Genomic DNA, 20,410 nt, shown 5'->3' with positions numbered 1-20,410 from the left:
TCCAGTCTAACAAGGGGCTCTCTATAACTGAGCATCTGGGAGTGCCTGCAATGCCTGTCCTGGACACACAAGCCCTTTTGCTACGGTAATTCGCCGACAAAACCACAGGTCAGGGGCTTATCTCGATATCAAGATATCCCAAAGACGCTTATGTGTCCACGACCCTATAAAGCAGCAATATCGTGGCGGAAATGCCCGCCCTCCAGGTGGATTTTCGCCATCAACGCGTACGCGCGCTCGCGAGCTGTCTCCAGGTCGACCCCGCGCGCTACCACCGAGAGCACCCGTCCGCCGCTCGAAACCAGGGCATCGCCGCTGGTCAAAGGGCGCATGTCGGCACCGGGAACCGCAGCGGCAGGTTTACGGGCTACCGTTTGGTTTGCGCCGCTTGCCCTGCTGGGTTCCATCTGGCCAGCCGCAGAAGCTACGACCCCGCTGGCCTCGCTCGTCCCGTCCGTCCCGTTCACGCCGTCCGCCCCGGGTTCACGAGGTGCCAGCCGGGTTCCCGCGTGAATCACATGCACCCCCGGCATCCCGCACCCCGCGTCCAGGCCGGTGATAACCCCGCCGACCTGCGGGGTTCCCGGATAGCCGGGAGCCGCCAGCACTACGTTGACCACCGCTTCGGCACTGATCTGTAACTCGGGCATGGCCCCTAATGAACCCGTGGCCGCCGCCCACAGATAAGCCAGCAAGTCCGACTCGACCCGTTCTAAAACCGACTGAGTTTCCGGGTCTCCAAAGCGCACATTGAACTCCACGACCCGCAGTCCGCGCGAAGTCAACGCCAGCCCAACATACAGCAGCCCCACAAATGGCGTGCCACGCCGCGCCATCTCGGCCAAAACCGGGCGCGCTATCCCCTCGACAGTGCGTTGTCCCAGGTCAGGCGGCGCCCACGGCAGTGGGGAGTACGCCCCCATCCCGCCGGTATTCGGCCCCTCGCCCCCGTCGCGGGCGCGTTTATAGTCCTGGGCGGGCGGCAACGCCACGACGTTTTCCCCGTCGCACAGGCAAAACACCGAGGCCTCTGGGCCGTCCAAGTATTCTTCTATCACTACCGCCGGCGACGCGGCGGGCGCGGTGCCGCTGGTCGACCCCGTTTCATGAGGCGCCACCTCGGGTGCGGGCGTGGCGCCGGATTCTCGGCTGGCACCTAATGAAGCCGCGTCAATACAGGCGGCGGCATGTTGCAGCGCGGTCGCGAAATCCTCGGTCACGACCACGCCTTTGCCGGCGGCCAAACCATCTTGTTTCACCACGTAGGGTGCCCCGAAACGTTGCAGCGCCGCGCGAGCTTCCGCCAACGTGCTACAAGCCACGCCCGCAGCGGTGGGAACTCCGGCTGCCGTCATGACCTCTTTGGCAAAAGCCTTGGAGCCTTCTAACTGGGCGGCGGCGCGAGATGGACCGAACACCGCGAAACCAGCGGCACGCAGGGTGTCTGCCACCCCCGCGACCAGGGGCGCCTCCGGGCCGACAACCACCAGGTCAGCGGCGATTTCCTGGCTCAGCGCGAGCACCGCCTCGGGGTCGCTCGGATTCAAATCCACATTGCGACCCAGGGCAGCCGTGCCGGGATTCCCCGGAGCTATCACCAGTTCAGACAGTTGCTTCGAGGCGGCAATAGCGCGCGCCAGGGCGTGTTCGCGCCCCCCAGATCCCAAGAGTAAAACCTTCACCCCTTTAGTTTAGCCTTGGAAATACAGGGGTCGAAAAATTACCATCCCAGCCCGGGGTCGTCGTAAGTCTCGGCACCGCCCGCGCATCCTTTGACCAGGTCGGCGACCAAAAACTGCATCGGGTTAATGCGGATAACCGCAAAGTTTCCAATATCACCACTTGAAAACCCCGGGGCGAAACTTCGCTTAAGATAGCATAGGCTATTCTTTTTCGCCCGACCCCAGAATATCTTCCAACAGCATCTTCCAGGCCTCGCCGCGTGCTGGTACCCCATCTAGCATCCCAATCGGTACGCCAATCTCGAACAGCTCCCCGGGGCGCTCGGCCTCCCAAATCCGTTGCACTGCCAGCGTGTCGGGGTGCAGGGCATCGGGCAAGCCTTTCAACCAGGATTGAATCTTTTCCAGTGGCGACCGCCCGTCGACCACCGCCCAGGTTTGGTCGACATAAATCATGGAAATCAGTTTGCTCATGGTGCGCCGATGCGCCTCTATCAGGGAATCCGCCAGCGCCAGCACACAGGTTTGCCCGGGTCGCTCGTCCATTATCCGACGCAGTTCCTCGGCGGAACGTGCCCGCAAGGCTTTGCCCGGCAGGGTGGTTTTCGGCCCGCCCAGCACGCAATACCCTTCGTCGCCCAACCTCCCAGCCAGGCGTTGCGCGGTTTCCACCACGGACAGGGCGATTGGCGCCGCCCCAATAACCACAATCGTGGATCCGGGTTTTTCCAGCAATTCCACGGGTTGCGGCAGGGCGGCCACAAAATCATCAATATCGATTTCCGTCGAGCCGTCCACGGGCATTTCGGCCAACAATTCCGAGGGGAATCCCAGTTTCGTGGCTTGTTCCGTCGCGATGCGCTGGGCGGCGGGCGAATGATTGATGACCGGGCGCGGGATGGCTGATCCGCTGCGTCCGGGGGCGGCCACGCCTTGCAGCCGCGCGTCCATCATCGTGGCGCCAGACCGCAGGCCGCTGGGGTTGGTCGCGGGGTTGGGGGCGGATTCATGAGGTGCCACCGGGGGTGTTTGGCTGATTCCCATCGCGGCCAGTTGGGCTTCCAAATCGGCGGCCGCCGCTTCGGTGCCCGAATCTAGCTGGGATCGGGCTTCGTTCAATAAATTCCGCAGGCCTTCGTCTTTTTGGTCAGTTCCCGACCCAGAGTCGCTGGCATCCGGGCTGGCACCTAATGCGGCCGTGTCCCCCACCTCTAACCCACCGGAGCCGTCCCCATCTGAACGGGTACTTTTCGCGACGTGTTTTTTGCGAAAAAACCCGGCATCCTGGGCTTGTTCGGACAAAGTGCGGTGTCGGGGACGCGCGGGCGCAGCGGTGGCGGTGGCGGTGGCATTAGAGAACTGTTCGGGGGGCTCGCCGACCCCTTCGACTTCGACCAGTACCTCGTAGTGTTCTTTCGAGAACACGCCGGCCAGACCGCCTTTGCGGACCTTTTCCGCTTTAAGCACGGTAACGCGACGCCCCATTCGTTTCACCTGGCCAATGAGGACGTCCAGGCGGTCGCCTTCAACCAGATATCGCGTGGCTGCCACTTATTGTTCCCATCGTCTCGATCATTACTTTCGCTCCTGAAACCTCGGTGTAGGACAGCACCGGCAGGCGCGCTATACCCAGGTTAACAAGTTTTCTAAGCGCCGGGCGTAAGACAGGCGCACAAACCAAAACAACCGAGAAACCGGATTGCTCGGCTTGCTCGGTAACTTCGCGGGTTTGGTTCAAAAAGTCCTCCATCCGGTCGGGATCCAAGGCCAGCTGCGAGCCTTCGTCCCCCGGTCGCACGGTTTCCAACAGGGATTGTTCAAACATGGGATCCAGGGTGATAACCCGCAATACGCCTTCCATCACGTACTTCGACACGATGGATGGCCCCAGTTCCGCCCGGGCGGCCTCAATCAGCTGTTCGGGGTCGGTGGTTTGTTTGGCGCGCACCGACAGTGCCTCGAAGATACGGGGCAAATCCAGGATGGGCACCTGTTCTTCGAGCAGTCCTTGCAACACGACTTGCACTTCACCCAGGGACAGCATCGCGGGAATCAGCTCCTCGACGGCCGAAGGGTTGGTTTGGCGCACTCCGTCTACCAGGATTCGCACGTCTTCGCGTGACAGCAACCTGGCGGCGTTTTCGGACACCAAAGCGCTCAAGTGGGTAATCAACACCGACACCCGGTCGACGACGGTGGCGCCGCTTAGCTCCGCGTTATAGCGCAGTTCGACGGGAATCCACTTTCCAGCCAGCCCAAACACGGGTTCCTGGGTCAAATCCCCGGGCAAATCATCCAGCGCGTCGCCCAGCGCTAAAACCTTGCCGGGTGGGGCGATGCCCCGCCCGACTTCCACCCCGGACATGCGAATCACATAGGTGGAAACCGGCAAATCCACCGAGTCGCGGGTGCGCACGGGGGGCAACACGAAGCCGGATTCCAGGGCGACTTTACGGCGCAAGCCGCGCACCCGCGCCAGCAAATCCGTATCCGTATTTGCGCCCACCAAGTCAATCAAGTCGGGGGACAGCAAAATTTCGAGAGCCGGCACCCGCATTTGTTCGATTAGCTGTTCGGGGGTTTCCCCGGCGGGTTTGGTTTCGTCTTCCTCGACCATCACCTCTTCTTCGGTTTCAGCTCGTTTCAAGGCGCTCAGTTGTTTCCATCCCCCGAATACCAGCAGGGCACCGACTACCAGGAACGGCAGTTTCGGCATGGCCGGCACCAGTCCCATCAGAATCGCGGCGATACCCGCAATCATCAGGGCGGAAAACGATTGGGACAGTTGTTTGGTAAAGTCCCCGCCGATGCCGCCTTCGGGGGAGTCCTTGGAGCGGGTGACAATCACACCGGTCGCGAGGCTCATCAACAGGGACGGAATCTGCGAGACCAGCCCGTCGCCGACGGTCAACTGGGAATAGGTCGCAATGGAATCGGTGGCGTTCATGCCTTCGATTGCCATCCCGATAATGAACCCAGCTATCAGGTTCACAATCGTGATGACGATACCGGCTATCGCATCGCCTTTGACGAATTTGGAACCACCATCCATGGCTCCGTAAAAGTCGGCCTCGGAAGCAATCTCGGCTCGGCGCGCCCGGGCGGTTTCCTCGTCTATCAGCCCAGAGTTCAAATCCGCGTCAATCGCCATCTGTTTACCGGGCATCGCGTCCAGGGTGAAACGCGCCCCGACTTCGGCGACCCGCCCGGCACCGTTGGTGATTACCACGAAGTTAATAATCACCAGGATGATGAACACAACCATGCCGACCACGAAGTTTCCGCCGACTACGAAGGTACCGAAGGCTTCGATAACTTGCCCGGCTTTGCCCGAACCACCCCCCGATCCCGGGGTCAGAATCAGCCGGGTCGAAGCGATATTCAACCCCAGCCGGAACAGGGTCGCCACCAGCACCAGGGTCGGAAACACCGAGAAATTCAGCGGTTTTTCCACGAACATGGTGGTCAACAGGGCAATCATGGACAGCATAATCGACAAGACGAACAGGATGTCTATCAGCCAGGGTTTCAGGGGGAAAACCAGCAGCATAACGATGCCGACCACGCCTATTGGCATCGCCAGCCTCGAGAGCATCTTGAAATCGAACTTCAAACCAGTCTCCCTTTACGGAAATGTCCGCCCGCGATTGCGCCATCCCATATCCGAGCCGGACATTTCTATTATCGTCTATCTTTTTGTGTTTCTTAGTATATCGTGGGTCACCAGGGTCTTTGGGGTTACGTTTTGTCTTAGTTTTCGGGGTCACGAGGTGCCATTTGGGCAAACAAGTCCTGCGGCATCTTATGTATTCCTCCCCGGGCACCGCGTTTTTTAAGCAGTAAACAAAAGGCCAGGACTTGGGCTACGGCCGTATAGAGTTCCTCGGGGATTTCCACGCCAATCTCAGCTGTGGAATACAGGGTTCGAGCCAAGGCCACGTCTTCAACCATGGGCACCCGGTTGTCCAGGGCTATCTCGCGGATTCGTGATGCCAGATGGTCGACTCCTTTCGCGACGACTTTCGGGGCGCCTTGTCCGGGTTCGTATTTCAAGGCCACCGCGTAGTGGGTGGGGTTAACCACCACCACATCGGCCTCAGCCGCGTCGTTCATCATCCGGTTGCGACTCATCTGCAGGGCACGCGAACGCCGTTGGGACTTGATTTGCGGGTCGCCCTCTTGCTGTTTGTATTCTTCTTTGACTTCTTGTTTAGACATCTTGGTTTGCTTCTGGTTTTTCTTGAATATAAACAACGCATCCAGAATGGAAACCACTATCCCGGCGATAACCGAGGCCCAAATCAGCAGCCACATTTTATCCGTGCCATAGTTAACCAGGTCTCGACCCGACATGTGCCCAGCGGCTCCCATTATCTCCATCACCCCGGAAATAATCAGGTACAACACCACCCCCACCGCTACGGTTTTCAGCAGCGCTTTCAACCCGTTCCACAGGGCTTGCACCCCGGCGATTTTCTTGACACCCTTGACTAAATTGAGATTTTGCAGTTTCGGTTTAAGGTGTTTGGCCGAAGGAAATACGCCTTTACCTTGAATGATGTTCACCAACACCGCCACCAGCATGATGGCCAGCATGAACGGCAGCAGCGTCCACAATACCCCTTGCAGGGATTGCCCCAGGAAACCCAGAATCTCGGTCATAGATACCCCGTTGACCAGTTCCCGAACCGCCGCGATTTGTTCGCGCCCATTGTGTCCGGCCGTATCCATCAGGCTGGGCAGTAAAGCTGCCCCGGCCGCGAGCGATATCCACCCGGTCAGGTCTTGGGATTTTTGCAGGCCACCGTCCTCGCGAACCTTCTTAAGGTGATGCGGGGTGGCCTTTTCGGTCTTTTCCCCGGAATCGCTCACAGAATCACCCCCGTCCAGGATTTGACCGCCACGTCAACCAGTTTCACCACCAGCTGGGGCAACACCACCATAATAGCCGGTGCGAAGAACGCGGTGACCATGATTTTCAAGGGGAAACCGAGGGTAAAGGCGTTCATGGCCGGCGCCACCTTGGTCAACAGCCCCATGCCCATATCGGTCAGGAACAACACCAACAGCAGTGGCCCGGCAATCTCCAGGGCGGACATGGTTAGTTCCGCGAAGCGATAGACCAAGCGTTCGGCATAGTTCGACATGTCGAACATCATCCCCGGTGGCATCGCGGTAAAAGACCGTGCCAAGCCCATAATCAACAGTTGATACCCGTTGGTGGTGAACAGTAGTGCCATAGCGGTCAGTTCATAGACCCGCCCGAAAGTGGCTTGGTTTGTCATTGTCAAGGGGTCAAAGGCTTGCGCCATCGCGAAACCGCCTTCGAGGTCCAGCAAAGAACCGGCCATCTGGATGGCGGCGAGGATAATCCGCACCATCAGCGCCATGGAAAATCCGATAAACGCCTGGATTACGCATTCCACCACAAAGAAATCTGTTTGTGCTACCGGTCCGATGCGTTGCATGCAGGCCAACCCCAACCCAGCTCCGAGCATCGCCTTGATTCGCCCGGAAAATGCCCGGTTGGAAAACGGCGGACAAAAAACCAGAAACACGGTGGCCCGGATCGAGGCCAACATGAAAGCGGTAAGGAATCCGAGGTGTATCGTTATCACGATTGGCACCTCATGAATTCAACAAATGCGGAATGCGCGCCATCATGTCCAGGGTCGTGTTCACCATCGTTTGCAACATCCAGTACCCGCAAATATACAGGGCGATCCCCACCGCGATGGTTTTCGGCACAAAGGTCAGGGTGACTTCCTGGATTTGGGTAATCGACTGGAACAGGGAAATCACAAAGCCGACCACCAGCGAGGTTATCAGCACGGGTGCGGCCAGTTTCGCGCCCATAATCATGGCGGTCAACGCCAAATCCAAAACCGCAGCGGAATTCACAGCCCACTCCCTTACCGGTATGTCCCAATCAGGGTCTGGGTCAGCATACCCCACCCGTCGACCATCACGAACAGCAATACTTTAAACGGCAGGGACACCATGACAGGCGGCAGCATCATCATACCCATACTCATCAAGGCCGCGCCCACCACCAGGTCTATCACCAGGAACGGAATGAACACAACAAAGCCGATAATGAAGGCGGAGCGTACTTCCGAGATCATAAACGCCGGCACCAGGGTCGTAAATGGGGTTTTATCCAGGCTTTCCGGGTTGGGGCGGTTCGCGGCGCGGGTCATCAAGGCGATGTCTTCTTCGCGGGTCAGCGGTCCCATAAAGTCCCGGAAGGGTTTTTCGCCCAGCTTGAATACTTCTTGTACCTCGATTTTTCCGTCCGTCAAGGGTTGCACCACGTCGGTCCACAGGGTGTTAACGGTGGGTGCCATAATGAACAGTGACAGGAAAATCGCGAGTCCCGACAGGACTTGGGTGGGGGGAATCTGGTTCAAACCCAAAGCGTTGCGTGCCATCGCCAAAACAATAAAAATCTTGGTGAAAGAGGTCATCATCAACAACAGACTCGGCGCGACCGACAGCACGGTTATCAGCAGGAACACCAAGACGGTGGTGGTGGGTTTCTTGTCGAAACCAATCAGTTGTACCCCGATTCCGGGGTCTGGGGGGTTGGCCGGGGGGGTGGGTGAGTCGGGTCCGCCCCGATTGGGGTTGCGTTGTTGTTGGTTGGCGCCCCGATTGGGGTTGCGATTGGGGTCGGCAGCACCGGGGGCGATGCCTGTGGCGGCGTTGGCGCTGGTCGCGTTGGCGCTGGCGGCGGTGATACCGGTCTGGCTGGTCACGTTGGCCACGTTCGCAAGGCTGGTGTTCGAGGTGGTGGCCACGGCTTCACGAGGTGCCATTTGTATTCCAGCGGGGCGGGAATCAACCCCCGCCGGGATTCCGGATGGCACCTCATGAACGGCTGGCGACGCCACGGGGGGCGCCGTGGCCACCGCTCCCGGCAGCGTCAAATAGCCCGCGAACAGCGCGATAACCGCCAGGAACCACGCCACCGCCAGTTTCAAGCGGTTGCGCCACTGGACGGGCGACCACTCGCGGCGCGCCAAGCCGAAACCGAAACGGGAGCTGTCGGCCGGGTTGTTGGCGGTGGGGGTTTGGCCGACCGCATGAGGTGCCGGCTCGTATCCCCGACTTTCCGCACTAAATTGCGGCGTGATGGAACTATAATCCCCCGCCGGAGCCAGGGTGTCGCGGGTGAAATCGAGGGGCATATCCACCCGGAATCCCAGGCGTTGTAAGCGTCGGGCGGTGGTGGCGAATTGTTGGCGGCACAGTTCCTGGGTTATGGCCTGGCGGCGTTCCCGTCGCTGGGTTGTTTGGACGCGACGTGCCTCCCGTCGCTGGGTTGTTTGGACGCGACGTGCCTCCCGTCGCGTCTGCCATTCCTGGAATTCCCGCAAGGAAGCCTCGTGCGAACGGGGGTGGCAACTGAAATCACTCATGACGCACCCCCCAATCCCGGTCGTCCCCCGAATTCGGCGGCGATTTGAGCGGCCAGCGCATCCATCTGTGCCTCGCTAATACTAGCAGGTTCAACTGGTTCGGGGCGGGGGCGAGTCACCGGTTTCGACCGGGACACGATTTCTTGGCCCGGCGTAGCGCCCGGCGGGGTTCGCAGCTTGCCAACCGTCGTGCCACCAGGTTTTCCACCGGGTTTACCGCCGGGTTTACCGCTGGGTTTGCCGGCCGCCATCGTTTCACTCGCGACGGCTTTCCGACTGATTTTGGCTAAAACCTGGCCAAAGGGGCGTTTCACAGCTTCCCGGCCTTGTGCCTCGGCGCGGGCAGCCGCTGTGGCCGCTTGGGATTCCAGTTCCGCAGCCATTTCCTCGGTGTCATAGAGTTCCGCAATGGGGGTCACCGTTGAATCCCCGGCTCCCACCAGGAACATGCGCCCCCCGATTTCCACCACCGCGACTTGCGCGGATCGACTCAAGGCCAAGCGTGAAACCAGTCGCAAACCCGGGCCTTCGTATTCCCCCAGGCTCGAATGTTTCGCCCACCGGTACAACAGCCACATGGCCAGAAACACGACCGCGATGCCCACCAGGAAACGCACCATCACGGTCAAAGGGTCGGGGCCGGAATCGAGGCGTTTAGATTCGCTCGCGACCAGCAGCAACGCCGTTTCCATCTGCCCCTCCTTTCATGCTTCCTTGGGGGTGGCTCCACCCCCGCCCCGCCCGGTCTTGGTCGCCCCCGGAATCCTAAACCGGGGCGCGATCCGGGGAAAGCCGGATGTCCGGGATGGCACCTCGTGAAGCCGCCCGAAACCCCACCCGGCGTAACTATTGCCGATTCTGTTGTTCCGCCAGGGACACGATTTCTGTAATACGAATCCCGTATTCTTCATCGACAACCACAATCTCGCCGTGCGCAATCAAGCGCCCGTTGACCATCACGTCGGCGGCGGAACCGGCGGAACGGTCAAGCTCTATCACCGAGCCGGGCGAGAGATCCAACACGTCATGCACCGCCAGCTTGGTGCGGCCAATCTCGGCGGTCAGGGTCATCTCGACGTCATAGAGCAGCTTCATGGATTCCGCGCGCTGCTCTGCGGTGGCACTGGCTTGGGAAGCCGGCGGCGTGGTCGCAGATTCCCCCTCTTTTTTCGGAGCACCAGCAGCACCAGCGGCGATTTCCCGCACTGACAGCCAGCCTTCCACCGAGTTTTCGGCTTCCAGGGTGGCACTCGTCCAATCCCCGGCGGCTAATTGTTCGGCCGCATTGGCCTGGCTGGTGTTTTCTAGCACCCCCGTAGCCAGGGTGGCGGCCGCAGCTTCAAGCGCGGGAACCAGCGCCTGCACCGGGGTCATGCCCTCGGCACCTTCCAGGGCTTCGGCTATCGGATCCGAGACCGCCAGCATAACCTGCATCGAAGTTTCAGCCGAGAGCGTGGCGATAACAGCAGGAGCACCCGCAGCGGGCAGGGGATCACCGGTTTCCCAGGACGAAGCACTAAGCTCGGTGGTCGAGGGCAACAGGGGAATTGCGGCGCGAGCCGCATCCAATACCTGTAAGGGCGTCAGAGTCATTTCTTTTCTCCTTTGTTAACGGAAACCACCATGGCGGCCAGCCGGGAACCCGAGGTTCCCGCCGCCGCTTCGGCCAAAATCAAATCATCGACCATCAAATCCAGGGGACGCGAAGTGGGGTGAATCAAGGGCAGCGTGTCGCCCACCGCCAAACCATCGAGTTCGCGAGGGTTAATCTTGCGCCGCGAAAAACGCACCGCCACCTCGACGGGAATTTCTTCGAGATTATCCACCAAGCGTTGGCGCATAATCGCGGCCTCGCGTTTTTGTTCCTCCGAGCGGGTATCCGCATTCGCGTCACCCTTGTGGATGGCATCGGTAATCATGGCTACCGGCATCATAATCGAACAATCGTCGACGTGTTCGCCGGTGGTTAAAGTGATGGGAGCGAACAGTATCGGGGTGGATCCGTCATAGGCCTGGACGAACTGGGGGGCATATTCCAGGTTCAACAATTTTGTTTCCAGCGGCAGCATCCCCGCAAAGGCCATATCCAAATCCATCATGACACGTTTAAGGAAGTCGGACAGAATCGAAACCTCGACTTCGGTCAGCTGCCGGTCGGGGGTGGATTCGATATCGCCTTGACCCCCCAAAAGGTGATCGACCCAAGCCAGGGCGGTTTGTCGCGGGAACTGCAAGATTCCCTTGTTGCGCCCGTTTTGGAAATCCATAATCACCATACAGGTGGTAGAGGGCATTTTCGCGATGTAGTCGTCATAGGAACGCATCACCAAGTCACCCGCGCTCCCGGTGATAACCACGTGGAGTCGCCCCACCAACTGGTTTATCCAAGAGCGCGTAAAGGCTTCCAGAGCCAGCTCCATAATCCGCGCATACTCGCGCGGCAGCTTCATAGGTTTACTAAAATCGTAAACCTTCGCCTCCGCAGCGCGGTCAGCCTTACTTTGCTTTGCCATATGTCTTCCAGCTTATCTATGAATGTTTAATCCGTTGGCATAAATGCAAACTAAATCAGAGCTCCACATTCCCCAAAACGAAGCGCTTCCTATTGATAGGCAAAGGTAGTGAACCGCACCTGAACCACGTGGCCGTCATAGGGCGGAATCATTTCCTTATTGATTGAATCCAGGTATTTCTTTTCCAGTTCCTGTATCGCCCCGGGTTTGTCCAGTTCTTCCTTCTTCATGCCTTTGAACAGGTTCAAGGCAACCGCCCGCGCCGGCGAGGCATCCAAATCCCCACTGTGGCCTTCGGTGGTGATGGACTCGTCGAAATACAGCGTGGCCTGGAAGGACAGGAAGCCATCAGCCAGGTTCACGTTCAGCGGTTCACCGGTGGATACGGTGACGGTTCCCAGCTTCAATTCGGTTTTGGTGGGGGTGGGTTCGGCTTGGCCTTCCCCGCCGCCGCCACCGCCACCCAGGATTCCCAGGGCTTTCAACAGGAACAGGGTTCCCACTGCCAGGGATACCAGCAGCAGCACCACCACGGCGATAACGATGATTAGTTTAATTGGTCCGCCTTTTTTGCCTTCCGATCCGGCGGGAGGCGCGCTGGGTGGCGCGGCTGGTTTGGCGGGGGCGGCCGACTTGGCTGCCCCACCGGCTGGTTTAGCTCCAACTCCAACTGGCATATTTAATCTCCCTCCCCGACGCGCGGCTTTGGATTGTTGGCAAAACGCCACCTTAATACTATAAAGACTACCATTGACCTTAGTTCACTGTGCGAACTTCCGAACGCAAAGTGCCCCCGTTCTTGCCGGTCTGGTTGCTGGTTCCGCTGGTTTCGGGGGCATTCCCGCCGCCACCCGCATTCGGCCCTATCTGGGGTGTCTGGGGGCCGTTGGGTGCCTGGGGCAAGCCTTGCGACAGCTGTTTGGCTGCTTCGGGCAGCATGGCGCGTACCGAGTCCTTGGCTCGCGACATAATCACGATGTCGACACGCCGGTTCAGTGACCAGGCATCCTGCCCGGCCTCTACCTGGGTTTGGTGATCCGCGCCATAGGAAATGGTACGCAGTTTCGAGCCTGGAACCCCGCCGTTTCTAAGGTGAATTAATACTTCGATAGCACGCCCGGCAGCCAGGTGATAGTTAGAAGGGTATTTCGCGGAATACTGTGGATTGGGGTCGGCGTAGCCTTCAATAGCCACATCTTCGGGAGTGCCGGCCAATACGGGGGCGAGTGCCGCCAACACGGCTTGGGCGGTAGGTTGCACCTCGGCGTCCCCCGGTTTAAAGTACGTATCACTGGCCACCATCCCCAGCACCAGGCCTTTTTCGGTGATGCGCATCTGCAGCGCTCCGGTTTGTCCGGCAGCAGCCAGGGCTTGTTCCACCTGTTGCTTGATTTGGTTAAGGTGGCTGGCTTCCGCCATGGCCTGGATGCGTTCGGGCTGTCCGGCGGCCGTGGTGGTGTCGTTTCCCATCATGGATCCCAGGTTCACCGCAGAGGTCGACCCGGACAGCAGCCCCAGTCCGCTGGTGGTGTGCAGGGGGCTGACGACTTGCAGGCTCTGGTTGAACCCGGCTGCCAGCGATTTACTCAGTTTCGCCAGTTTCCCGGCATCGACTTGCGAGATGGCATAGAGCACCAGGAAGAGGCACATCATGACGGTAATCATGTCCAGATAGGACACCGCCCAGCGTTCGGTGTTTTCCGGTTCGGGACACTCGTGTTTTTTCTTCGCCATTGGGTTCCTCCTCTCGGTTACTTTGGGGTGTGGCTTGGGTTTATTTTCGGGTTCATGAGGCGCTAGCCAAAACCAGGGGCGTTATTCCACTTAGGCGGCCTTTCCTTCTTTCCCGCCCTTGAGCTGGCTGGGGGGTATCAAGGACCGCAGGCGTTCGCCTACCTGGCGCGGATTCGCCCCGGATTGCAGACTAATCAGGCCTTCGGTAATGATTTCCATTCGCGCGATTTCGAGTTGGCTGATACGCTGCAGGCGTCCGCTCATCGGCAGCCAAATCATGTTCGCGGAAAGCAGCCCCCACAGGGTCGCGACGAAGGCAGAGGCAATCATGGGGCCGAGGGTTTCGGGGTTGGACAGGTTGGTCAATACGTGTACCAGGGATACCACGGTACCGATAATGCCAATGGTCGGGGAATACCCGCCGGCTTGTTTGAACCATTCATAGGCGCCTTTGTCGGATTCTTTTTTGGCTTCGATTTTGTCGCCCAGCATTTCGCGCAGTTCTTCGGGATCCATCCCGTCGATGGCGCTCATCAGGCCTTCACGCATAAAGGTGTCGTCGATGCCTTTGGCGGCGTCTTCCAAGGCTAGCAAGCCTTCGCGCCGGGCTTTTTCGGACAGGGACACGATGGTGTCGATGGCTTCGGTGGGGTCGGGCAGTTTCGCGGTCAGTCCTTTGGGGAATCGCGAGAACGCATAGATGAAGTCTTTCATAGTAAAGGTGGCCATGGTTGCCAGGAGGGTGCCGCCGAACACCAGAATCATGGGGGGCGGCAACAGGATGGAGGTCAAATGCGAGCCTTCCATATAGAGCATGGCGACCACGGCGACCATAGCGCCGACCATGCCGATGATTGATGCGGGATCCATTGTTTACTCTTCCTTCCCTGGTGATGAGTACGCCACCGAGAGTTGCACTGGGGCAGTGGTTTTTTGGTTGTCTTCTTGAATCAGTTCTTCGACGCGTGCCAGCAGACGTGCGCGGTCTTCGCGAATTAACTCTATAACTTCGGTCACTGTTTGTTCCACGATATACCTGGTGGCATCGACCATAACAATTATGGTATCGGGGGCTGATTCGACGCGCTCGATTAGATCCGCGTTCAAAACAAACTCGGAGCCGCCTAGTCTTTTGAGGGCTATCATTATCGGCCTCCTTTCGGTTGGTGCTGGGTTTATCGTGTTACGGGTTCATGAGTTGCGGGTGGGTTGTGGGGTTTCCGGAATTCCGGAAACCCCAAAACCCGGCGGCTGTTAGAGCCCGGCGGGCTCTAACAGCCTTTAGGCTTAACGCTTCATACTGACTAATTCCTGCAGGATTTCGTCCGAGGTGGTAATCACCCGGGTATTGGCCTGGAATCCGCGTTGGGACAAAATCAGGTTCGTGAACTCGGCCGCGAGGTCGACATTCGACATTTCGATGGCCCCGCCGGTCATGGCTCCACGAGTACCGCTGCCGGGCTCCCCGATTTGCGGTTGCCCCGAGTTCCCGGATTCCACGAAGTACGACGCCCCGGCTTTTTCCAAGCCCAGCGGGTTCGAAAACGAGGCGGTGGCAATCTTTGCCAAGGCTCGGGAACTACCATTAGAGAAAGTCCCGCGAATCGTCCCATCGGCTTCCACTCCGAACCCGGTCAGAGTACCAGCAGGGTTACCATCCACTTGGTCAACTGCAAAGTTTTTCAAGCCTGCATAACCTGTGAGATTAGAAAGATTCAACTTGGCTTCGTCATTGGCTACTTTTGTTTTAGTTACATCAGTTTTGTCATCATTTACTTTGTATTCGTTAATCTCAAAAGGCAACGCCTTGAGCGCTTCCTTATCTGCATCCGACAGCTGACCCTGAGAGTCAAAACTTAATTCTACACTGTCTTTCTTGTTTATTTGAATCAAAGCCTTTTCCTTATTAGCGTCCTTCAGTTGTTCATAACTTTTAGAATCGTAGAATTGGACTTTCCATGTTGACCCTGGCGCGCCACCCAGACCCGGCTTACCACCGGCAGGTGCAGGAATGTTCGTACGCGTAAACTTCATTAAAATTTCGTGTGGATTTCCTTTATCATCATGCACTACCAGAACTTGAGCAAATTGCTTAGCGTTCCCGGCTGTATTAGGATTTTGCATACTAGGATCATTGTATAGCTGATCCGCAGGCATATTGCCTCCGAAAATCACTTGCGTGGTAGGATTAGCTTTCATTGACTGGGTTAGAGGAAGAGTTATATTACCCGGTTGACCTGAAGCATTTACTATACCTTTTGTATCCGCTTTCCACCCCTGGACAAAGGAACCGTCGGCGGCGACGACCTGGCCTTGGGCGTCCAGGCCGAATGACCCGTTGCGGGTGTACACCTGGGTGCCATTGGTTTTCTTTAGCACAAAGAAGCCGTCGCCGTTAATCATGGTGTCCAGGTTGCGCCCGGTGTTTTGCGCCGCGCCCCCGGTAAAGTTATTGGTAATGGACTGCAGTTTCACCCCCAGTCCCACCTGGGCGGGGTTCATACCGCCGCGCTCGTTGAGCCGGGGCGCCGCCCCGGATCTCACCAACTGGCTAAAGGTGTCCTCGAACCGGGTGGAAGCCGATTTGAACCCGGTGGTATTCACATTGGCGATATTGTTCGAGGTCACATCGAGCATGGTCTGGTGCACACTCAGACCCGAGATTCCGGTAAACAGTGAACGTAACATTTTTCTTTTCCTCTCTGGTTATGTGTTGCCAGGCCTCATGCCTGAGTGTTACTTACGCCAACTCCGGTGGCGCTTGGTTTCCGATTGCTAGTTCCCGCGGCCGCACTCGCGGCCGCCGTGGCGGCGGGGGTGGAACCCAGGGTGGTGCCCGCCGTGGCGGCTGGCGCCTCATGAACCCCGGCGGAACCAGCGGCACCCGGTGTCCCCGCAGCCCCCGTAGAGCTACCCGGCGTCCCCGCCGCAGCACTCTTGCCGGTTTCGCCAGTTTTCCCGGACTCCTCGGGTTTACCGGTCTTCCCAGCCTCGCCTGTCTTGCCAGTTTCCCCAGTTTTCCCGACTTCACCGGTCTTGCCGGTTTTCCCGGCCTTCCCGGTCTTTTTATCCTGGTTTTGTTCCTGCAGGGCTTTCGCAATGGCCTTAGCCAAATCCGTTTCACCCTCGCTGGGGTCGGCGATACCCAGAATGTCTTCCATCTTGACCTTCTTGTCGCCAATATGCGCCAGCACCTTGCCCTCGGCCAGGAACTCGACCGCATCGACCTTCCCGGCGGTGGTCTTAGCATTACCCTCGTCGTCAATCAGGTCATAGACAGCAGTGCGCCCCACCATCGAAGCGCCCTGGACGCGCTGCTGCGCCTCATAGGCTCGCTTGGAGGCCTCGGTCATCTGAATCATCTGTTCCATGTTAGTCATGGTAGAGGTCTGTTCCAGCAACTGCGCGGTATCCATCGGCTGGGTCGGATCTTGATACTTCAAAGTCGCCAACAACAGCTTCATGAAGTCATCCTTGCCCAGCTTCGTGGGGTCTTCCTTCTTGGTCTGCGCCTTGTCGGTGCGCTGGCCTTCATTCATTTTCTTAAGGAACAAGGCCTCTTTTTCCTTGTCCGTGAGTTTTTTATTCGTCGCCAAGGTCTCGGCTTCGGCCTTTTTCTTGGCATTCGCACCGATAGAGTAATTATCCACGCTGGGGGCTTTATTAAAGGCCTGCGCGGCGGCAGCCGTAGCTCCGCCCGCTCCGCTTCCCACTGCATCTACTGGCATTTTCATCCCTCCTCTATAAGCATCCTGGCTTGTGGTTGTGCTTCCTGCGATTCTATCCGGGATTCCCCGGCTCCGTCGGGCAATCCGCCCGTCCTAAAACTTAGGTATACATATCCACCGATCCATCCGAGCCGTCCTTCAAGACATCCCCCACTCGGGGTGCGCTCTCGCCAATCTCGGAGCCCCCCTCCGGATCGCCCGCACCCCCACCGCGTGAACCCGACGCGCTGCCCTCGCCGCGCGCCCCGGATTGTCCGTCCTGACCCGCTTGGGTGAACTGGGCGAAATGCTGGTCTGACTGCGCGAGGTCAAGCTGCGCGTTCAAGCCCGTAGAGGCCAAATCCCGCCGGATTTCCCCCAAGGCCTGGCGTAGTTGATCGCGCGCGGCCTCGTTGGCTCCCAACAGCTGCAACTGCACCGAGCCATCAGCCTGGAAGTTCACGGCCACCCGCACCGGTCCGAAAGCCTCGGGTTTAATCGCCAGCTTTAACTGGTGCATCCCCTCGCCCAGGGCGCGCAGACGCCCCAGATGATGCTGCAATTGGTCGAAAACCTGCCCCGGCAAATTCGGGGCATAGGTCGGCGCACTGGGATTCACGGCTGCGGGTGCCGCCGAGCCAGCCAGCGGGGCGGGCGCCGCCACAGGCGTTCCCGCCGTCGCATTCCCGGAAACCCCAGACACATTCGCTCCCGCCGTCTGGCTGGTTCCCGCCGCGCTGGCCTCTGACTCTAGGCTAGCCAAGTTCATCGGGGCAAAACCCGCCGCCGTACTGCCGGTGGATTGCCCGGCCAAAACCCCGCCGAAATTATTGACTGCATCCGGCCATGGGGTTGGCGCCTCATGAGCCCCGACCTCACCGGTGGCACCGGGAACCCCGGCTTCACCCCCGGGGGAAACCGCCTCGGCCAAGCCCTCAACCGGCAGCTCGTCGCTGGTAGAGGGGTTCGCGATGCTCGCCAGGATGTCGCGCATCAAGGCCTGTCCGTCCATCGCGGGGGTTTTCGCTTCGGCCGGGGTTTCGCCGCTCAAGGCGGCCAAGGCGGCGGTGTTGGCAGGGAATTCGCTCGCGACAGGCACGCTTGGGGCGGGTTGAGCCGCAACGGGGGCTTCCGTTGGCGTCGCTACGGTTTCCTCGGCACGAGGTGCCAGCTGGGCAACCGGGCTCTCTCCCTGAGTTTGGCTGGCCACGCCCGGGTTTCCGGAAAGTTCCGCCGCGAGGCTCTGTTCCAGCGCCTGAACCTCTGCCTCGGTAACCGGGGTGGCGGTTGCCTGCGGGTCAACAGCACTGGGATTCACCCCGGGCTTCGACCCGGTTTCCCCGCCTGTACCGCTCACCGCCGGATTGCCCGTATTATCCACGGAATTCGGGGCGGTGTCCCCCTCGGATTTCGGGGTTTTAGCGTCATCTATCCGCTGAGGTTTGCGGGGTTCCGGGCTGGATTTCGCGGGGGTCGGCGGATTCTCGCGGGACTCCACCCGGGTAGCCTCCGGGCGGGCGGCGGGCTTGGGGGTGACTCTTACCGGTTTAACCCTGGGTTTCGTGGCGGCCCGATCCGCCGCGCGCGCCGCTAGCTCAGCCGGGCTGGGTACCCCGGAATCCCGGCTGGATGTCGGTGGAGCAAACGGCTCGCGACCCGCGATGGCACCTCGTGAAGCCGGGGCAGAATTAAATATCACGCCACTTGAACGAGCCTCGCTTGCCAAAGCGCTCATCAAGGACTCGAAAGCCGTCGTATCCCCTGACCTCGAATTGTGACCGGACACCGCCGCCCCCACGGGATTCGGCTTAGCTGGCGGATTGTGAACCTGGTTTTGAATCATGATTTACACCCCCAAGGCGGAACGTAGCGCGGACATGGCACCCAGCGAACGGGCGGTAGTATTCAAGGCGGCAGTCGAAGCAGTGCTGCCCAACGGCGGCATCGCGTCCGAGGTCGCCCCGGCCAAAGGATTCAGGGCGGGATTCGCGACTGTTCCCGCGCCCACCAGTTGACTGAGCAAAGCGGCATTGGCCGAAGTCGTACCAATCCCGCCCTGCCGGGTTCCCCCGTAGGCGCCCGACACCCGGTTTTGTCCCGAAAGCTGGTTTACCAGGGTCGACGCCAAATCCCCCGACGGGTTGAATCCCACATTCGCCTCTAGCGGCGCCAAAGCCGCCACAGAAGCCATCCGGCGCGTCGCAGCAGCAGTGGGCTCCGCCGTGACCGTGGGGGCGGGGTCGTTCTCGGAGCGCATCACGCGGCGAATCGTGTCAATCGGCCCCATATCCTTGACGCTGGCCTCGGTCACACTCTCGCCGGGACGCGGGGCGTGAATCACCCGGTTGTCACCGATATATACCGCGACATGCCCCGATTTGTGGCAAATAATCAAGTCGCCGGGGCGAGCATTCTCGATGCCGTCGACCTCCTCGCCGGCGTGTTGCTGGTCATAGGTCACGCGCGGCAGTTTCACCCCGACCTCGCGAGCAGCGGTCTGTACCAGGCCGGAACAATCCAGGCCTTTGGCCGGATTCGTGCCGCCCCACACATAGGGCACCCCAATATAGGATTTCACACGCTGGACAAAGGCTTCGGCGGTGCCGGGTTGGCCTTGGATAACGCCGCGCCCATGAAAGAGGCTCGATTTGCCGACTTCGGTCGAGGTGATTTGTTTGGCGTATTCACTGGCAAAAGGACTGGTGGACTTGGCGGCGGCACTGGCAACCCCGGCGGCACCGGCAGACGCGGGGTTCTTGCCCCCCAGTTCCGTAACAGCTACCGGCGGCCGCCCCTGGTTCGACAGGGCGGCAATCTTTTCTTGGATAGCGGCAATGCGGGATTGCACGCTGGCTACTCCATCCAGGCTCACTGGTGTCCTCTCACGGTCTCGATTTCTTCATGGCGTAATTTGGTTTTAGCGCCATCCGTGGCGTTCGGGGCGCTGCCCCGTTGAGATGCTATCTCGTCGAGGACAATCTGCTCCTTGTGTAAATCATCGGCCAACACGGCCTCGTTATGACGATTTTCAAGCTTTTCCAAGGTGGCAGCCAATCGTTTCGCGCCCTTCCATTCTTGCTGACGCTGTTCCACCACTGCCTCGGCGTATTCCTTACGGGCGATTCCCTCTTGGATCTGCATCCGGGCAGCGTTGCGCATCGCCGCCGCCACCGCCAGGTTGGAACCGCTGGTCGCAGTCATATTGCCCAGCCGGCTGCGAGCCGCTTTGAGTTTCTGGTCGGCCTGGTTCAAATCCGCGTTCGCGGTGGCGAGGTTTCCCTTGGCTTGTTCTTCTTGCAGGTGGCGCAGGTTCAGCAAGCCTTGCAATCTAAATGCTCTTTCTACCATTCACG

Annotated in this window: 19 protein-coding genes; all 19 read right to left on the bottom strand. The window is 59.3% G+C overall.

The features are described 5' to 3' along the window. Nucleotides 1-164: 164 nt before the first annotated feature. Nucleotides 165-1,682: a phosphoribosylamine--glycine ligase gene (locus HMPREF0577_RS09850; RefSeq protein WP_004013736.1), complete on the bottom strand. Its 1,518-nt coding sequence runs from the start codon at nt 1,680-1,682 to the stop codon at nt 165-167. Nucleotides 1,683-1,883: 201 nt separating this feature from the next. Next, nucleotides 1,884-3,233 carry a hypothetical protein gene (locus HMPREF0577_RS09840; protein WP_004013735.1) on the bottom strand — a complete coding sequence of 450 codons (1,350 nt, stop codon included), beginning with the start codon at nt 3,231-3,233 and terminating at the stop codon, nt 1,884-1,886. Further along, nucleotides 3,208-5,295 carry a flagellar biosynthesis protein FlhA gene (gene flhA / locus HMPREF0577_RS09835; RefSeq protein ID WP_004013734.1) on the bottom strand — a complete coding sequence of 696 codons (2,088 nt, stop codon included), beginning with the start codon at nt 5,293-5,295 and terminating at the stop codon, nt 3,208-3,210. The genes HMPREF0577_RS09840 and flhA overlap by 26 nt, the downstream gene beginning before the upstream one ends. A 137-nt stretch (nt 5,296-5,432) precedes the next feature. Continuing rightward, nucleotides 5,433-6,554, bottom strand: coding sequence for an EscU/YscU/HrcU family type III secretion system export apparatus switch protein (locus HMPREF0577_RS09830; protein ID WP_004013733.1), 1,122 nt, complete (start codon nt 6,552-6,554; stop codon nt 5,433-5,435). After that, nucleotides 6,551-7,300: a flagellar biosynthetic protein FliR gene (locus HMPREF0577_RS09825; RefSeq protein ID WP_004014131.1), complete on the bottom strand. Its 750-nt coding sequence runs from the start codon at nt 7,298-7,300 to the stop codon at nt 6,551-6,553. The genes HMPREF0577_RS09830 and HMPREF0577_RS09825 overlap by 4 nt, the downstream gene beginning before the upstream one ends. Nucleotides 7,301-7,310: 10 nt before the next feature. Beyond that, entirely contained in the window at nt 7,311-7,583 is a 273-nt protein-coding gene (locus HMPREF0577_RS09820) for a flagellar biosynthetic protein FliQ (protein ID WP_004013731.1), read from the bottom strand. A gap of 11 nt (nt 7,584-7,594) precedes the next feature. After that, nucleotides 7,595-9,103: a flagellar type III secretion system pore protein FliP gene (fliP, locus tag HMPREF0577_RS09815; RefSeq protein ID WP_004013730.1), complete on the bottom strand. Its 1,509-nt coding sequence runs from the start codon at nt 9,101-9,103 to the stop codon at nt 7,595-7,597. Then, a complete protein-coding gene (locus HMPREF0577_RS09810; RefSeq protein WP_004013729.1) occupies nt 9,100-9,795 on the bottom strand; it encodes a flagellar biosynthetic protein FliO in 696 nt (231 codons plus the stop codon). The genes fliP and HMPREF0577_RS09810 overlap by 4 nt, the downstream gene beginning before the upstream one ends. Nucleotides 9,796-9,949: 154 nt before the next feature. Continuing rightward, a complete protein-coding gene (fliN, locus tag HMPREF0577_RS09805; RefSeq protein ID WP_004013728.1) occupies nt 9,950-10,696 on the bottom strand; it encodes a flagellar motor switch protein FliN in 747 nt (248 codons plus the stop codon). Beyond that, entirely contained in the window at nt 10,693-11,616 is a 924-nt protein-coding gene (locus HMPREF0577_RS09800) for a flagellar motor switch protein FliM (protein WP_004013727.1), read from the bottom strand. Before HMPREF0577_RS09800 ends, fliN begins: the two co-directional genes overlap by 4 nt. An 89-nt stretch (nt 11,617-11,705) precedes the next feature. Then, nucleotides 11,706-12,293, bottom strand: a complete 588-nt coding sequence (locus HMPREF0577_RS09795) for a flagellar basal body-associated FliL family protein (protein WP_004013726.1) — start codon at nt 12,291-12,293, stop codon at nt 11,706-11,708. 79 nt (nt 12,294-12,372) lie between these two features. After that, nucleotides 12,373-13,350, bottom strand: a complete 978-nt coding sequence (locus HMPREF0577_RS09790; RefSeq protein WP_004013725.1) for an OmpA/MotB family protein — start codon at nt 13,348-13,350, stop codon at nt 12,373-12,375. A gap of 90 nt (nt 13,351-13,440) precedes the next feature. Next, the gene (locus tag HMPREF0577_RS09785) at nt 13,441-14,220 is read right to left on the bottom strand and encodes a motility protein A (RefSeq protein WP_004013724.1); all 780 of its coding nucleotides are present in this window, start codon (nt 14,218-14,220) and stop codon (nt 13,441-13,443) included. Between the two features lie 3 nt (nt 14,221-14,223). Next, a complete protein-coding gene (locus tag HMPREF0577_RS09780) occupies nt 14,224-14,496 on the bottom strand; it encodes a flagellar FlbD family protein (RefSeq protein WP_004013723.1) in 273 nt (90 codons plus the stop codon). Between the two features lie 141 nt (nt 14,497-14,637). Then, nucleotides 14,638-16,038: a flagellar hook protein FlgE gene (locus HMPREF0577_RS09775; protein WP_004013720.1), complete on the bottom strand. Its 1,401-nt coding sequence runs from the start codon at nt 16,036-16,038 to the stop codon at nt 14,638-14,640. Between the two features lie 35 nt (nt 16,039-16,073). Further along, the gene (locus tag HMPREF0577_RS09770; RefSeq protein ID WP_004016065.1) at nt 16,074-17,078 is read right to left on the bottom strand and encodes a flagellar hook capping FlgD N-terminal domain-containing protein; all 1,005 of its coding nucleotides are present in this window, start codon (nt 17,076-17,078) and stop codon (nt 16,074-16,076) included. Between the two features lie 100 nt (nt 17,079-17,178). Further along, nucleotides 17,179-18,900, bottom strand: a complete 1,722-nt coding sequence (locus HMPREF0577_RS09765; RefSeq protein ID WP_004013718.1) for a flagellar hook-length control protein FliK — start codon at nt 18,898-18,900, stop codon at nt 17,179-17,181. A 3-nt stretch (nt 18,901-18,903) separates the two neighbouring features. Beyond that, complete coding sequence (locus HMPREF0577_RS09760) at nt 18,904-19,929, bottom strand: C40 family peptidase (RefSeq protein WP_004013717.1); 1,026 nt, start codon at nt 19,927-19,929, stop codon at nt 18,904-18,906. Then, a complete protein-coding gene (locus tag HMPREF0577_RS09755) occupies nt 19,926-20,405 on the bottom strand; it encodes a flagellar export protein FliJ (protein ID WP_004013716.1) in 480 nt (159 codons plus the stop codon). Before HMPREF0577_RS09755 ends, HMPREF0577_RS09760 begins: the two co-directional genes overlap by 4 nt. Between the last annotated feature and the right edge of the window lie 5 nt (nt 20,406-20,410).

Origin of the sequence: Mobiluncus mulieris ATCC 35243, from assembly GCF_000160615.1 — a bacterium.
In the GTDB taxonomy this organism is placed as follows: domain Bacteria; phylum Actinomycetota; class Actinomycetes; order Actinomycetales; family Actinomycetaceae; genus Mobiluncus; species Mobiluncus mulieris.
The sequence above is the reverse complement of the archived record's forward strand: the minus strand, read 5'-3'. Positions and strand labels throughout refer to the sequence as shown.

Coding starts and splice junctions, on each gene's coding strand:
- HMPREF0577_RS09765 (WP_004013718.1), bottom strand. CDS start 18,900: ATGATTCAAAACCAGGTTCACAATCCGCCAGCTAAGCCGAATCCCGTG.
- HMPREF0577_RS09770 (WP_004016065.1), bottom strand. CDS start 17,078: ATGCCAGTAGATGCAGTGGGAAGCGGAGCGGGCGGAGCTACGGCTGCC.
- HMPREF0577_RS09780 (WP_004013723.1), bottom strand. CDS start 14,496: ATGATAGCCCTCAAAAGACTAGGCGGCTCCGAGTTTGTTTTGAACGCG.
- fliP (WP_004013730.1), bottom strand. CDS start 9,103: ATGAGTGATTTCAGTTGCCACCCCCGTTCGCACGAGGCTTCCTTGCGG.
- fliN (WP_004013728.1), bottom strand. CDS start 10,696: ATGACTCTGACGCCCTTACAGGTATTGGATGCGGCTCGCGCCGCAATT.
- HMPREF0577_RS09785 (WP_004013724.1), bottom strand. CDS start 14,220: ATGGATCCCGCATCAATCATCGGCATGGTCGGCGCTATGGTCGCCGTG.
- HMPREF0577_RS09775 (WP_004013720.1), bottom strand. CDS start 16,038: ATGTTACGTTCACTGTTTACCGGAATCTCGGGTCTGAGTGTGCACCAG.
- HMPREF0577_RS09800 (WP_004013727.1), bottom strand. CDS start 11,616: ATGGCAAAGCAAAGTAAGGCTGACCGCGCTGCGGAGGCGAAGGTTTAC.
- HMPREF0577_RS09795 (WP_004013726.1), bottom strand. CDS start 12,293: ATGCCAGTTGGAGTTGGAGCTAAACCAGCCGGTGGGGCAGCCAAGTCG.
- HMPREF0577_RS09755 (WP_004013716.1), bottom strand. CDS start 20,405: ATGGTAGAAAGAGCATTTAGATTGCAAGGCTTGCTGAACCTGCGCCAC.
- HMPREF0577_RS09810 (WP_004013729.1), bottom strand. CDS start 9,795: ATGGAAACGGCGTTGCTGCTGGTCGCGAGCGAATCTAAACGCCTCGAT.
- HMPREF0577_RS09790 (WP_004013725.1), bottom strand. CDS start 13,350: ATGGCGAAGAAAAAACACGAGTGTCCCGAACCGGAAAACACCGAACGC.